Here is a 14,721-nt window from a genome sequence, read left to right on the forward strand (position 1 = left end):
AAAGGCAATGCTTTCAATAGGGCGTATCGTATCGTGAGAAGCGCTCTATTTTTTTATTAAGACAAGCTAGAGAACGGAGAAAATGAAAGTTTTTTCGCGTTTATGTATAAAATGAGAATTTTGTCGAAAAATAAGTATAAAAATTTTTTCGTTTTTATGTATATATCTTCCTCTTTCTGATCAGAATGATTGCTGAGGTGATGATCAATGAAAGAGGAAAACAACGTTTCAAAAAAAGGTTGGAAACGTATTGTCGGTAAGAAGTGGTTTTTCCCTGCAGTTTACTTAACGATGGCTGCATTGTTGTTAACAGGTGTTTTATGGTATCAAAACTTAGATAACCAAGTCCCAGAGGCGAATGAACAGCCTGACACGGATTTAAGTAACGATGAACTTACTAGCTTTGATGAGGACTTCAATGAAGAGTCACAGCCTGTCATCGATCAACAGGAAGTGGTAAAAATGCCAGTTCCAAATCAAGATGAGGCAGAGATTGTGACGAAGTTTTATGACTATGAAGCAGACGAAGAAGACCAAGTTAATGCACTTGTTTTATACAACAATAAATACTATCAAAGTAAAGGTGTAGATATCACCTATTCTGATGGTGAAGCCTTTGATGTAACTGCAGCGTTAAGTGGAACTGTTACAGAAGTAAAAGAACATCCATTATTAGGTAATGTGATTCAATTATCACACGAAAATGATGTAACAACGTATTATGCAAGCTTAGAAAATGTACTTGTGGAGACTGGAGCAGAAGTGAAACAAGGCGACACAATCGGTACTGCAGGTCGTAACCTGTATGGACAAGCAAGTGGTACACACGTTCATTTCGAATTACGTAAAAATGGAGAACCTGTTAACCCGGAAGATTATTTCAATCAGCAAATCGGTGATATTGAATCACCACAACATCGTGAAGATAATGAACCATCTGATGGATCAGAGTCTGATGGGTCTGAGGTAGATTCGGATATGTCAAGAAATGATGTGGACATCGATGGTTCAACAGGTGAAGATGATGAAACAGACGAAGATTCTGGTGATAATGAATCCAATCAAGACCAAATCACAGAAGATGCTGAGTCATCAGCTGCTTTAGCAAATACGTAAGATATCTAGGAAACTCAATTGGGTGGGTCAAACCGCCTGAGTGAGTTTCTTTTTTTTCTTAAAAGGATCCCCCTCCACCACGATTGTCGAATAAAGCAATAAAGCGTCGAACGATTGTTTGGTGTAATCTGTTGAAATAGGCTTCATTAACTGGGATAATTTTAAAATATGGGATAAACTAGCAAAACCTGTCATCGTTAAATCCCAAGAGGGGGTGGAACATGAGTAAGCAACGATCCATAAAACGAACGTTTAACAAGGATTACGACGAATCGTTACATTTACATCATTATCTAGCCATTGTAAGTAAAAATAATGATGAAAAGACAGTGATCCGATTAAGTAAGAAATTTTGTCTCGAATCAAAGAGAGAAAGCGACTGGAGAGTTGGGATGGAATTTCTATATATGAATGGTTGTCTTCAGGAAGTAAGACAGCTGATCACACGCAATAAACAAAGTCATAATTGTGTGAATAAAACCTGGGGTATCGTTTACGACATTATGCTTCAATGGAAAAATCGAGCGAAGGCAGCACACCTGCTTTTGCATGAATTAAACGAAATCAAAACAAATACTCCTGAACTAGCTTGTATTGTAAGCTTTTTAAAGGTGTCCATTCATTACTCAACCTACCAATTTGATTGCATTGGTTCCTACTTGGATAACATAGCCAAGCAATTAAGCAAAATAGAAAATCCACTTCTGGCATCTTCCTTTACAATAAGATATCATGAGCTTTTATTCATATATTATTGGAAACGTAATGAATTAATTCTCGCTCGGAAATATGGTTTTCGAGCCATCAATCAAACCTACCATCTTGAAAAAAAAGCCCACTTGCATATTAGACTTGCACTCAGCTACATCTATGAAGATTTTACCTCTAGTATATACCATTTAAATGAAGCGATAAAACTCGCCAAAGTTTTTGATAATCAGCCATTACTATCCATCATCACTGAACACAATTATCCTTTTGTTTGTGCGCATTTTGGACAAGCAGATGGAGTTCAGACAACAGATTTAAGTGAACAAGCCCATTTGGAAATAGCCAAAGGAAACCTGAAAAAGGCAAAATCGATTTTATCGAAAATACCAATTAATTCTCCTTTTCGAAAATACTATCTAGGACTGGCAACAGGAGACAGAGAATTATTAATACACGCTTACTATGACTTTGTGGAAAGAAGAAGTGATCACTTTTTTGCACGAATGCCGTTACAAGCCTTTAAACAACCGTAAAGGAGGAATAAAAGATGCGAAAATCCATTCTTTTACTTTTAGTACTTTTGTTCTCGGTGCAGGCAGATGACGTGGACCCTGTACCAAAATCGGAACAACAGGTAATGAACGATCCAGAATATGGGGATGTAGGGTAACTTGAAAAAGGGGTCTGTACTCTTTGCTTAAAAAAGGGGTCTGACCCCTTTTGCTTAATAAGGACAACCATAAGAAGAAAAAAATAAGCATATTCGCTCGCATTTGTTAATAAAATGTTATAAACCAAACCAAGAAAGGTCTAAGGTGAGAGTGTGTAAGGCATATAAACCAAACGATTTAACAACGATACCACTCTTTATCCGATTACATATCGCTTGTATGGATGACCACGATTTTCATCACCTTGTCTCATTTCACCTTGGACATACAACTTAGGGAGGCGAGTGATGTGCACGACTACATCAAAGAAAGAACGATCAAGATTGGTAAGTATATCGTGGAAACAAAAAAAACGGTAAGAGTCATTGCAAAAGAGTTTGGAGTTTCGAAAAGTACTGTTCATAAGGATTTAACCGAAAGACTACCCGATATTAATCCTGAGTTAGCAAATGAAGTGAAACTAGTCCTCGATCACCATAAGGCGATACGCCATCTGCGTGGTGGAGAAGCAACAAAGTTAAAGTATAGGCTCAATACTTCCACTGAGACTAGCACAGACCAACCAGCCAAACCCGTTAGTTAAACCCTATGATCCTCCCGTTTACCAACAATAGTTCAAAAAGTGCCAAATATGAGTAGTTCTCCGTTCTAGGTGCAGACGAGTTACTTCTTACATTTGGTTTCTTTTTGAACATCTTCTCCGATTTCTGAAAATAATTTCCTTTTCCAATTAACTAAATTCCTAAATTTGTGATATTATATAAACTAGAAGCATTATGTTCAAGGACGGATAGACCGCAACTAAATAGGCAGGGAGGATCAAAAGAATATGTTTTCAAGAGATATAGGAATAGACCTCGGAACAGCTAATGTACTCATCCATGTAAAAGGTAAAGGAATTGTCTTAAATGAACCTTCAGTTGTTGCAATGGACCGCACGACAGGTCGAGTGCTTGAAGTCGGAGATGACGCCCGTCGTATGGTTGGACGAACACCAGGAAATATTGAAGCGATTCGCCCTTTAAAGGATGGTGTCATTGCTGATTTTGATGTAACAGAAGCAATGTTAAAATATTTTATTAATAAAATAAATGTTCGTGGATTTTTATCCAAACCTCGCATGCTAATTTGTTGCCCAACCAATATCACCAAAGTAGAGCAAAAGGCGATCAAGGAAGCGGCAGAAAAATCTGGTGGGAAAAGGGTTTACTTAGAGGAAGAACCAAAGGTCGCGGCGATCGGTGCTGGGATGGATATTTTTCAGCCGAGCGGAAACATGGTCGTCGATATTGGCGGTGGAACAACGGATGTTGCCGTTTTATCGATGGGTGATATTGTTACAGCCCAATCGATAAAAATGGCTGGTGATAAATTCGATGCTGAAATTCTTAATTATGTGAAAAGAAAGTACAAGCTGTTGATCGGTGAACGAACATCTGAGGATATTAAAATTCAAATTGCAACCGTATTTCAGGGAGCAAGAAATGAGGAAATTGATATTCGCGGGCGTGATATGGTTACGGGATTACCTCGAACGATTACGATTCGCTCAGGAGAAATAGAGGAAGCGTTACGTGAGTCCGTTTCTCTCATTACACAAGCTGCCAAAACAGTACTTGAACAAACACCGCCGGAATTGTCAGCAGATATTATTGACCGAGGTGTAATTTTAACTGGGGGAGGCGCACTCCTGCATGGCTTAGATCAATTGCTTTCCGAAGAGTTAAAAGTTCCAGTTTTGATGGCCGAAGAACCAATGAATTGTGTCGCTAAAGGGACAGGAATCATGCTTGAAAATATAGATAAAATTGAAAGAAAGAAGATTGTTTAATTTTTCACAGCGAAACGGCGAATTTTGTAGGATTTCATCATTTTTTTGAACAACGTATGTGTTTACATGAGGATTTGCACGACGAGCTTTTTTCTAAGGAGAGGGGGAATCATTCATGTTAAGAGGTTATTATACAGCTGCATCTGGAATGATTGCGCAGCAGCGACGTCAAGAAGCGTTATCCAATAATATCTCCAATGCTTTAACCCCAGGCTATAAGCAAGATCAAGCAACACTGAGAGCTTTCCCTGAATTACTGATAGACCGCATGGAAAATAAGCAAATTCCATCTTCCAATAACGTACATATTCCAATGCGTACGCGAATTGGTTCCTTAAACACAGGCGTGTATGTACAAGAAACGATTCCTGATTTTTCCCAAGGAGCATTAAAGGAAACAGGTTTGTCCACGGATCTGGCTATAGTCAATGGTGTCATGCCAGATGAAAACGGCAGTATCTTTTTCGCTGTTCAAAATAATGACGGAGATACTAGCTATACGAGAAATGGTAATTTTACCGTTGATGGGCAAGGATTTCTCGTGACGAATGCAGGGTATTACGTCCTTGATGAAGACGGAAACCAAATCAACACAGATGGTCAAGCATTCACGGTGACTGCAGATGGGAATGTTCAGCTGCCTGATCAAACGTTTGCTTTAAATGTTGCATATAGTCCGAATGCGAATGATTTAGTAAAAGCTGGCCAAAGTCTTTTTCAATTAGGAGAAGACGGCCAACCGTTAGCGAATGCTAGAGCGAATCCTGATGTAACATTTACTGTTCAGCAACATTACTTAGAAGGCTCAAACGTCGACCCAAACCAGGCGATGACGGAAATGATGCAGTCTTATCGATCGTTCGAAACGAATCAAACAGTGCTAAAGGCTTATGATCAAAGCTTAGATAAAGCGGTCAATGAAATAGCAAGAATTCGATAAGGGGAGATTGTGATGAGTCGAGTAGCGTTACAGGCTGCAGTCACGATGGGGCAGCTACAAAATAAGATGGACGTTATTGGGAATAATATGGCCAACGTCAATACGACTGGCTACAAAACACGCCAATCAGAGTTTTCGTCTTTGTTATTTCAACAGCTCAATAATTTGACCGATCCTGCCAATGCAGAAGGACGATTAACCCCGGATGGGATCAGAATTGGCAATGGTGCAAGACTTTCAAACACCACGATTGATTTAAAGCAAGGCGCATTAAAGGAAACAGGACGACTTCTTGATGCTGCTTTGTTAAAGGATAATCACCTGTTTCAGGTTAGTGTAACCGAAAATGGCGAGACAGAGACGCAGTTCACGAGAGCAGGTAATTTTTATTTAAACCCATTGGAAAATGATCAGGTCATGCTTACCAATGAAAATGGCCATCCAATGATGGGGGACGCCGGACCGATTGTATTAGCGGATGATTTTGACGGCATTTCCATCACTTCATCTGGCGCAATTGAAGTCACACGAAATGGCAATACAGAGGTCGAGGATCAGCTGTCTTTAGTGGAAGCGGTCCGCCCACAGTTACTGGAAGCTGTCGGTACGAACAATTTCCGTTTATCCGAACAGACCGAAGCAAATTTTAACGTGGATGAGATCATTCCGTTCGTGAACCCGGCTGATGTTGAGATAAAAACAGGAGCATTGGAAAACTCCAATGTTGATATGGCCAAGCAAATGACGGACTTGGTTTCCTCGCAAAGGGTCTATCAATTAAATGCCAGATCGATTTCGATGAGTGACCAAATGCAAGGGTTAATTAACCAATTGAGATAAGTTAAATATTTATGTAAGGAGTATCAAGTATGTCTACAATCCAACCTCAAACGAATGAAGTGAATCAAAGTCCAACGAAACGCAGGGACCTAAAGAAACTTCAAAGACACAATAGAAGAATGGAGCGCAGAGCATCACATAGTGAAGAGGCGAATCAACGAAGGCGGCGCAGGGAAGCGAAAAAAGAAGCTAGACAACCCGTCCGCCGTATTTTCCCAATCTGGCTTCGTATCATTGTTGTGTTAGTCCTATCCTATTTAGCTTTACTAGGTGGTTTAATGGTTGGATTTGGTGTATTAGGTAATGGCAGTCCAACTGATGCGCTGGAATTTGATACATGGCGACATATTATTGAGCTAGTAACGTATCCGAGTTAACCGTGGTAATATGCGGTTAGCTTTTTTGGTTATTGTGTTTATTCTTTTGGTATAATGAAAAAGATGATATACATAGCTTTGGAAGGAGACTTGAAATGTTCGATATACAGCAAATTAAAGAAACGATTCCACACCGATACCCATTTTTACTTGTTGACGAGATTACAGAAATGGAAGATGACAAACGTGTCGTAGGAAAAAAGAACGTCACCATTAATGAACCATTTTTCCAGGGACATTTTCCGGATTATCCAGTAATGCCGGGTGTTTTAATTGTAGAAGCGTTGGCACAGGTTGGAGCAGTGGTCATTTTAAACAAAGAAGAGAACAAAGGGAAAATCGGCTTCTTAGCAGGAATTGATAAATGCCGATTTAAGCGCCAGGTGAAGCCAGGGGACCAATTAAAGCTGGAGGTTGAAATCATCCGTTTAAAAGGTCCAATCGGTAAAGGGAAGGCCGTTGCCTCCGTTGACGGTGAAATTGCTTGTGAAGCGGAAATTATGTTCGCAATAAAATAAAAATACTTCAAACGTTTGATCAATCAGCATCTCCCCCCTTATCCATCTTGGAGTGGGGGTTTTATTGTTTAATGATAAGGTTGGATACTCCACCCAAATAGGACAAGTCACTGATCGGGGCTTTTTTCAACATGAATGAAAATCCTTTTTATCACCCATCCCACAAAAACGCCTGGTATGAGACATAGCATCGGAAAAAAAACAGGACCAATTCTGATCATGACCGTATTGGAATACATTAAACCAATGGTCAATGCAAATGCTCCGAAAACAAAAGGAAGGTAAGAATAAGGACCGAGTTTTGCATCTTCGGCATCTCGATAACCATCCCAAATTGCAAACATATACAAGCAAGGATAAAACATAAGCCATTGATAGTTAATGACATCGTATGCTTGTTCGATATTATTCGTAAAGGAATGTTTGATCGCTAAATTAAAATTGCTTTGCACATTAACGATAAACTCCATGAAAACAAAAGTAATCCCCTTTATAAACTTTTTATTAAGTATTTGCCCAAATCCTGGTAAAGCGATGTTCCATAGAAGTATTTCATGTTTTTTTGGTTTATTCATCTTAACTTTTCCTATCTCCTTTTTAAACTCCTCCAGTACTTACTCTTCATAAATAAGTGGAAAGTAGTAAGTATTATGGCTCAACTCATCCAAAATTATTAAAAAAACAATCTCTTTTTGAATAATTTTAACAAAACTGAAGAAACATAATTTTGACTGTTGATAGGAATAACAGTTTCAACTCGGGGGTATTGGGTAATTTTCACAACTATTTTTCATGAGTTTTGGGAAAGCTAATAGAGAAATGATAAAATTGAAGGAGGATACCAATGGATAAAAAATGGTTAATCAAGCTTGGTGCGCCTGCGTTAGCTGTTTCCATCATGACAGCTTGTGCAGCAAATGATGAAGAAGAGCCACCACCAGCAGAAGACGAAGATGCTCCAGTAGAAGAAATGGAAGAGGAAATGGATGATGCTGGAGAAGAAATCCAAGAAGAACTAGGTGATGATGGCGCGAATGGAAATGGCGACGGCGCTGTCACCGATGATCCAGAAGAAGGCGTAATCGAAAATGGCGATGACGCTGGAAACGGCGGAAATGGCGGAAATGGTAATAATGAAAACGGTAATGGAGTAACAGATGAACAAACGGATGCAACAGATGAAGATATCATTGATCAAGAAGAAAAAGACGAATAAATTTGCGTCCCCAAGGAACCCATAATCTCGTGGGTTCCTTTTAAATGAACGTTTTAAAATAGCTGGAAAGGACGACGAATCATGTGTAGAAGAGCGCATAACTCGAGAGTGAGAGTAAATCTCGAACCGTTGCGCATAATGGCCCGAGAGTGAAAGTAAATTCATGGAAGTTGCGCATAATGGCCTTGAAAGTGAGAGAAAACCGAGGATTGTTGCGCATAAATGCCCCGAGAGTGAGAGTAAATCCCGAAACACCCCAAGAATAAAAAATATCCCCTAATTAACAACAATTACTAGCTCAGAAAATTTACATATTATTTACATTCCTTTTACATTTCCTTATGATAGAAAGATAAGAAAAGAGGATGTGAAGCAGTGCATATGATAAAAAGTTATTTTATCTTCTATACGATCGTAATCGTACTAAAGTTTATTGGATTACGAGCAGTACTTTTTGAAGATTATAATATATGGAATACGTTATGGTATGAACTAAGTTTTGTACTATTTTTATTTGCGATCATTGAGCTTGTTCAGAAGAAAAGCAAAATCGTATCTTACCTGTTCATCGACTTGCTATTATCGGCCTTGTTTTTTGGAATGACCATTTATGAGCGGTATTTCGAAACGATGCCAACCTTTTATGACTTAGGGCAACTGGATCAGGTTGGATCGGTTAGTGAAAGTATCTTTTTATTAATTGGCCCAAATGATTTTCTTTTTTTCGCGGATTTCCTTTTGATAGCAGTACTTTTCTGCTTGCGTATGATTTGGAAATATCCCGTCAATCACCAATTCGCTAGCAAAACAATTTTTGCTGTATTACTTGTCAGTATTGGTATTTCCGCGAGTAATTTTTTCTTCAGTAAGCATGAGAGAATCCTAGATCAGTCTTTATATTCCTATGAAAATGGGGTTATAAATGCGCAATTAATCAAGGCTTATGAAGAGTCGAAAGCGCCTAAAGAGATCGATTTTGGACCGGAAAAGGAAGACGAGATTTTCCATGAAATCATGGAGCTAAAAGGAAACGAACCTATTCCTTACGATCAACACGAATTTTTTGGAGTAGCAGAAAACCGAAACCTGATCCTTATTCAAATTGAATCACTACAGGATTTTGTCATAAATATGGAGCTTAACGGCCAAGAAATCACACCAAACATCAATGAATGGGTAAAGGAAAGCTTTTATTTTACAGATGTATTCCAGCAAATTGGTGCTGGCAATACGGCAGATGCAGAGTTTATTGTGAACACTTCCCTATATCCAAAAGGGGAGACGCCTGTGCCAAATGTTCTGAGTCGCACAGACAAGCTACCTGGATTGCCAAGAATGTTAAGGGACAAAGGCTACCACACGGCCACCTTCCACGCCGATGAAGTGGAATATTGGAATCGAACGGAACTGTATCCTGCTCTTGGATTTGATGAATATTATGAAACGGCTTATTACGGTGATGATGACACGATTGGGTTTGGTCCATCAGATGGTGTTTTTTATGAAAAAACGATGCGGAAACTACGAGACTTCCAAGCAAGCAACGAACCATTTTATGCCCATGTCCTTTCGTTAACAAGCCATACACCGTTTGAAATGCCAGCGGATAAGGAGTATCTAGATTTACCCGAAAGATATGAAGGTACACTGATTGGCAATTACTTGCAGTCTGTTCGTTATGCGGACGAAGCGCTTGGAGAATTTTTTGACGACTTGAAAGAATCGGGATTATGGGATGAATCGATCATCGCTTTATACGGTGATCATTCCGGTGTACATGGACGCTTGGTGAACAGTGAAGATGTAAAATTATTGAATGAGCTGTTAGGAGGCAGACCATATTCCTTGGTTGATCGCTTCAACCTTCCATTTATCGTTGGTGTACCTGGAGTGACAGAAATAGAAGGAAAAGCAATTGATCACATTGGCGGGCAATTAGATATGATGCCGACAATTACCAACCTTATGGGGGTAGAACCAAACTACCTGTACTTTGGCCATAACCTGCTACAATACGAACACAACTTGCTTGGCATGAGATACTATTTGCCAACTGGTGGATTGTTTAACGATGAAGCTTTATTTATACCAAAGACGGCTAAAAGAGATGTCCGCGTGTATGGATTAAGGGAAGAGCCACTCCAACTAGAAGATCCAAAGGAATACTTTGAGGAAGATGTAAACAATTTGTTGAAAATTTATGACTGGGCAGACCCTTATTTGGATTATTTAATAAATTGAAAAAGAGCATGAGGCAGGTCCTCATGCTCTTTTACTGTTAAATTCCGGAGATAAAATGCGTACGGGCGGGGATTTACTCTCAGCTTTGGGCTGTTTATGCGCACGATCGTGGGATTTATTCTCAGCTTTGGGCTGTTTATGCGCACGGGCGTGGATTTACTCTCAGGTTTGGGCTGTTTATGCGCACGGGCGTGGGATTTATTCTCACATTAGGAATATTTATGCGCGCAGTCGGAGGGAATACTCTCACCATTGAGACGTTTATGCGCACAGTCGGAGGGAATACTCTCACCATTGAGACGTTTATGCGCACAGTCGGAGGGAATACTCTCACCATTGTGGCGATTATGCGCACAGTCGGAGGGAATACTCTCACCATTGTGGCGTTTATGCGCACATCGGCGAATTTACTCTCACTTCTCGTGCCGTTATGCGCGCATGCCCACCTCTTACTTTTCATAGACATTTCACTCCATATTATTATTCTTTCGATTGTGTTTAGCTTCCTTCAATAAAGGAGACTTTTCAACATTTTTAAGATTTCTTTCATCCGTTCGTGTATCCCATATACTGTATTTTATTTTCTTTCCTTCTTCTCTAGACAAAAAATCACCTCCAAAATCAATGAATCCCTGCACTCCAATCGTCACTTCGTCATAGAATAAAGTTTTTCATCTACCTCCTGTAAGGCGTCATGGTCGGCAACAATGGTAACATTTGCGTGTTTGTTAAGAATAGATGCAGGGAATGTGGTATCCATTTCTCCATTAACCAAACGTGCTAATGCTGAGCTTTTCTTTTTACCGGATACTAGAAGTAAGATTTCCTTACTTTTCATAATCGTTTGAATTCCCATTGTAATGGCTTGGGTTGGTACTTCATCGAAACTGTTAAAGAACCGGGCATTTGCTTCACGCGTTGCCTTTGTTAGGCTAACGACATGCGTTGTTGTTTCAAAAGAAGTTCCAGGCTCGTTAAATCCTATATGGCCGTTATGCCCGAGTCCGAGCAATTGTAAGTCTATCCCATCACATTCCATAATTTTTTGATCATAATCATTACATTCTTGTTGAACATTTTCCGCTATCCCATTTGGAATGTGGGTTTGTTGTTCTGGAATATCGATATGGTTAAATAAATGTTCATTCATATAATAATGATAACTGTTACGATCGGACGGATCCAAGCCGACGTATTCATCTAGATTAAATGATGTTACGTGCTGATAAGATGTTTTATTCTCTTTGTGATCCTTAATTAAATGTTCATAGGTTCCTACTGGTGTACCCCCAGTTGCTAATCCAAGTGTTAATTTTTTTGAATAATGAACACGCTCTAAAATCATGTTTGCTGCTTTCTTGCTCATGTCTGCATAATCATTAACCGTTATCACTTTCATTCCTTCTCATCTCCTTTTTGAAAAGCAAGATATCCCTTACAAAATGTCATCGCTACTTTATTTTCTTCATCTAAAACAACGACATCGGCATCCTTTCCTATTGCTATACTGCCTTTTTTGTTACATAAACCTAGCTCTTTTGCCGGATTGGTTGATGACATAGCGATGGCCTCAGGGATGGAACAACCACTAAATTCGATCATATTTTTAAATGCTTGATCCATCGTCAACACACTTCCGGCTAACGTACCATCTTCTAAAAAAGCCCTATCATCTTCTACGGTTACTTTTTGTCCACCTAAGTCGTAGGTGCCGCTTTTTAAGCATTTCGCACGCATCGCATCGGTAATTAATACTAACCTGTCCGCTTTTTTTGCTTGAAAAGCTAACTGAACTGCTTCAGGTCTTGAATGAATGCCGTCTGATATTATCTCTACCATTAATTCCTCTTTAAGCAGGGCAGCCCCAACCACTCCTGGTTCACGGTGGTGTAGTCCCCTCATTTGGTTATATAAGTGAGTAACGTGAGAAAGCCCTTCTTGAATAGCAAGCTCCACTTGTTCGAATGTAGCATCCGAGTGGCCGATGGATGCAATCACGTTGTGTGTTTTAAGATGTTGGATTAGTTCGGTTGCACCAGGCTGTTCGGGAGCTAGTGTTACTAATTTAATTGTGTGCTGGGCTATCGTTTGCCATTTTTTGAAAAGTTCCAAGTTTGGGTCGGTAATATGTTCAATTGGTTGAGCTCCTGCTCTTTCTTTATTAATAAAAGGGCCTTCCAGGTGAATGCCAATGATTTCGGCATACCCTGGCTCTTGTTCATCCGTGATGAATTTACCTGCATTGAGTAGTGCCTTTTCTATCGCATCTCTGTTTTGTGTCATAGTTGTTGCTAAAAAACTCGTCGTCCCTTCCCTTGGCAGCGTTTTGGCCATTGTCTTTAACGCTTCGGGAGTTGCATCCATCGTATCCGCACCATTCACTCCATGAATGTGTACATCAATCATTCCAGGAATAATTTTGTAATCATCGGGAAGGTTGAACGTATTGAAATCATCTTCAGCAGTTAGATTTTCCATCGAACCTACATCGGAAATGTGATGATCGACTAATTTTATATACCCATTTTCAATGACACCGCTCTCTGTATAAAGGGTTGCATTTTTGAGTAGTGTATTTTTTTCGGTCATTTGTAACGTCACCTCTAATGAGTTATTATCTCGCTTTTATGAGAAAAAATCCACATGGAATAGGAAAAGAATAATTAAACAAGTAAATGTAACATTGCTCTGCAAACGGTACACTTTACATGATAAAAAATTTGTTGGGAATAATACCAATGAAATTATGTAAAAAGGAGTTGAAGGTATTATGATGAGTTTTTTGCAAAGAATCGGTAAATCGTTGATGTTACCCATTGCCGTACTGCCAGCAGCGGCTTTATTATTGCGATTAGGTCAACCAGATATGTTTGACATACCGTTTGTGGCAACAGCTGGGGATGCCATATTTGCAAATTTGGCACTACTATTTGCTATTGGTGTGGCCATTGGATTTTCAAAAGATGGAAACGGTGCAGCTGGTCTAGCCGGTGCAATTGGATATTTTGTTTTAACGAACGGAACACAGGCAATTAACGAAGAAATTAATATGGGTGTATTAGGCGGTATTATTACTGGTATTATAGCTGGACAATTGTATAATCGCTTTCATGATGTTAGTTTGCCAGATTGGTTAGCCTTCTTTGGAGGTCGCCGGTTTGTTCCGATTATCACCGCAACGGTAATGGTTATACTAGCTGGTGTTTTTGGCTACGTATGGCCTCCAATTCAGGAAGGAATCAATGCTGTTGGCCAGTGGATGATTAATGCTGGGGCCGTTGGAGTAGGTGCATTCGGTTTCTTGAATCGTTTGTTAATTCCAATCGGTCTTCATCACGTATTAAATACACTGGTATGGTTTGAGTTTGGTGAATTTACGAATGCTGCAGGTGAAGTGGTAAGAGGTGATCTTTCTCGTTTCTTTGCACAGGATCCTACTGCTGGAATATTTATGACTGGTTTCTTTCCAATTATGATGTTTGGACTTCCTGCAGCTGGTCTAGCTATGATTGTGACAGCAAAACCAGAACGTCGGAAGGAAGTTGCAGGGGTAATAAGTGGTGTTGCCTTTACTGCTTTCTTAACAGGTATCACAGAACCGATAGAATTCCTGTTCATGTTTTTATCACCACTGCTTTATTTGATTCACGCCGCATTAGCTGGAAGTTCATTTATTGTCACATACTTATTAGATATTCACCATGGATTTGGATTTTCAGCAGGTGCGATTGACTTTTTCTTGAACCTTGGTATTGCACAGCGTCCATGGCTTTTGTTTGGCCTTGGAATTGTTTACGGTATCATTTACTTCCTCGTATTCACTGCTTTAATTAAAGCGCTTGATCTTAAAACACCAGGTCGTGAAGAGGAAGATCCAATTACAGAAGAAGTAGAGGAAGGAAAAACTGGTGGCGATAAATACGAAGATATGGCTGAGAACTTTATTTGCGCATTAGGTGGAGAAGAAAATATCACTGAAATTGATAACTGTGCTACACGTCTCCGTTTAACAGTGAACGATGCTGAAAAAATCGATGAAAAATCATTAAAAGCACATGGCGCAAAAGGAACAATGAAGATTAGCAACACGAACTATCAAGTAATCGTCGGAACAACCGTAGAATTCGTCGCCGACGCCATGAAACGAAAGCTCAAATAAAAATTAAACAAAAAGGGTCAGACCCCTTTTGTCGAATTATGTCGAAAGGGGGGTCTGACCCCTTTTCTAATGCTTTTTTCAAAATAATGGATAACTCATCT

16 protein-coding genes are annotated in these 14,721 nt (G+C 39.5%); 12 read left to right on the forward strand and 4 right to left on the reverse strand.

The genetic code is table 11. From position 1 onward, the window contains the following. Positions 1 to 207 precede the first annotated feature (207 nt). The 9 genes from JOC48_RS08750 to fabZ all read left to right on the forward strand — a co-directional run bounded on the left by JOC48_RS08750 (position 208) and on the right by fabZ (position 7,004). Positions 208 to 1,116, forward strand: a complete 909-nt coding sequence (locus JOC48_RS08750) for a stage II sporulation protein SpoIIQ (protein WP_204498810.1) — start codon at positions 208 to 210, stop codon at positions 1,114 to 1,116. Between the two features lie 221 nt (positions 1,117 to 1,337). Continuing rightward, positions 1,338 to 2,360 (forward strand): AimR family lysis-lysogeny pheromone receptor, encoded by a 1,023-nt coding sequence (locus JOC48_RS08755; protein WP_204498812.1) that lies wholly within the window; start codon positions 1,338 to 1,340, stop codon positions 2,358 to 2,360. A 14-nt stretch (positions 2,361 to 2,374) separates the two neighbouring features. Then, complete coding sequence (locus JOC48_RS21505) at positions 2,375 to 2,497, forward strand: hypothetical protein (RefSeq protein WP_275580730.1); 123 nt, start codon at positions 2,375 to 2,377, stop codon at positions 2,495 to 2,497. 290 nt (positions 2,498 to 2,787) lie between these two features. Beyond that, positions 2,788 to 3,081 (forward strand): sporulation transcriptional regulator SpoIIID, encoded by a 294-nt coding sequence (gene spoIIID / locus JOC48_RS08760; RefSeq protein WP_204498814.1) that lies wholly within the window; start codon positions 2,788 to 2,790, stop codon positions 3,079 to 3,081. A 246-nt stretch (positions 3,082 to 3,327) separates the two neighbouring features. Further along, entirely contained in the window at positions 3,328 to 4,329 is a 1,002-nt protein-coding gene (gene mreB, locus JOC48_RS08765; RefSeq protein ID WP_204498816.1) for a rod shape-determining protein, read from the forward strand. Positions 4,330 to 4,444: 115 nt separating this feature from the next. After that, a complete protein-coding gene (locus JOC48_RS08770; protein ID WP_204498819.1) occupies positions 4,445 to 5,269 on the forward strand; it encodes a flagellar hook-basal body protein in 825 nt (274 codons plus the stop codon). Positions 5,270 to 5,281: 12 nt separating this feature from the next. Then, positions 5,282 to 6,109, forward strand: a complete 828-nt coding sequence (locus JOC48_RS08775; RefSeq protein WP_204498820.1) for a flagellar hook-basal body protein — start codon at positions 5,282 to 5,284, stop codon at positions 6,107 to 6,109. Positions 6,110 to 6,138: 29 nt separating this feature from the next. Next, positions 6,139 to 6,486 (forward strand): DNA-directed RNA polymerase subunit beta, encoded by a 348-nt coding sequence (locus tag JOC48_RS08780; protein WP_239584271.1) that lies wholly within the window; start codon positions 6,139 to 6,141, stop codon positions 6,484 to 6,486. Between the two features lie 95 nt (positions 6,487 to 6,581). After that, positions 6,582 to 7,004, forward strand: coding sequence for a 3-hydroxyacyl-ACP dehydratase FabZ (gene fabZ, locus JOC48_RS08785; RefSeq protein WP_204498821.1), 423 nt, complete (start codon positions 6,582 to 6,584; stop codon positions 7,002 to 7,004). A gap of 107 nt (positions 7,005 to 7,111) precedes the next feature. Here fabZ and JOC48_RS08790 read toward each other — a convergent pair whose 3' ends face one another. Continuing rightward, entirely contained in the window at positions 7,112 to 7,579 is a 468-nt protein-coding gene (locus JOC48_RS08790) for a hypothetical protein (protein ID WP_204498822.1), read from the reverse strand. A 269-nt stretch (positions 7,580 to 7,848) separates the two neighbouring features. On the opposite strand from JOC48_RS08790, the gene JOC48_RS08795 reads away from it, so the two are divergent. After that, positions 7,849 to 8,220 (forward strand): hypothetical protein, encoded by a 372-nt coding sequence (locus JOC48_RS08795; RefSeq protein WP_204498823.1) that lies wholly within the window; start codon positions 7,849 to 7,851, stop codon positions 8,218 to 8,220. A 381-nt stretch (positions 8,221 to 8,601) separates the two neighbouring features. Continuing rightward, positions 8,602 to 10,461, forward strand: coding sequence for an LTA synthase family protein (locus tag JOC48_RS08800; RefSeq protein WP_204498825.1), 1,860 nt, complete (start codon positions 8,602 to 8,604; stop codon positions 10,459 to 10,461). A 467-nt stretch (positions 10,462 to 10,928) separates the two neighbouring features. Here JOC48_RS08800 and JOC48_RS08805 read toward each other — a convergent pair whose 3' ends face one another. Genes JOC48_RS08805 through nagA form a run of 3 tightly spaced genes read right to left on the reverse strand, consistent with a single transcriptional unit; the run spans position 10,929 to position 13,050 of the window. After that, the gene (locus tag JOC48_RS08805; RefSeq protein ID WP_204498827.1) at positions 10,929 to 11,066 is read right to left on the reverse strand and encodes a hypothetical protein; all 138 of its coding nucleotides are present in this window, start codon (positions 11,064 to 11,066) and stop codon (positions 10,929 to 10,931) included. A gap of 41 nt (positions 11,067 to 11,107) precedes the next feature. After that, complete coding sequence (gene nagB / locus JOC48_RS08810) at positions 11,108 to 11,860, reverse strand: glucosamine-6-phosphate deaminase (RefSeq protein WP_204498829.1); 753 nt, start codon at positions 11,858 to 11,860, stop codon at positions 11,108 to 11,110. Next, complete coding sequence (gene nagA / locus JOC48_RS08815) at positions 11,857 to 13,050, reverse strand: N-acetylglucosamine-6-phosphate deacetylase (protein ID WP_204498832.1); 1,194 nt, start codon at positions 13,048 to 13,050, stop codon at positions 11,857 to 11,859. Before nagA ends, nagB begins: the two co-directional genes overlap by 4 nt. A 181-nt stretch (positions 13,051 to 13,231) precedes the next feature. Between nagA and nagE the strand changes: the two genes are divergently transcribed. Further along, positions 13,232 to 14,620, forward strand: coding sequence for an N-acetylglucosamine-specific PTS transporter subunit IIBC (gene nagE / locus JOC48_RS08820; RefSeq protein ID WP_204498834.1), 1,389 nt, complete (start codon positions 13,232 to 13,234; stop codon positions 14,618 to 14,620). The last annotated feature ends 101 nt before the right edge of the window (positions 14,621 to 14,721 follow it).

The organism is Aquibacillus albus, assembly GCF_016908325.1.
GTDB classification, from domain to species: domain Bacteria; phylum Bacillota; class Bacilli; order Bacillales; family Amphibacillaceae; genus Aquibacillus_A; species Aquibacillus_A albus.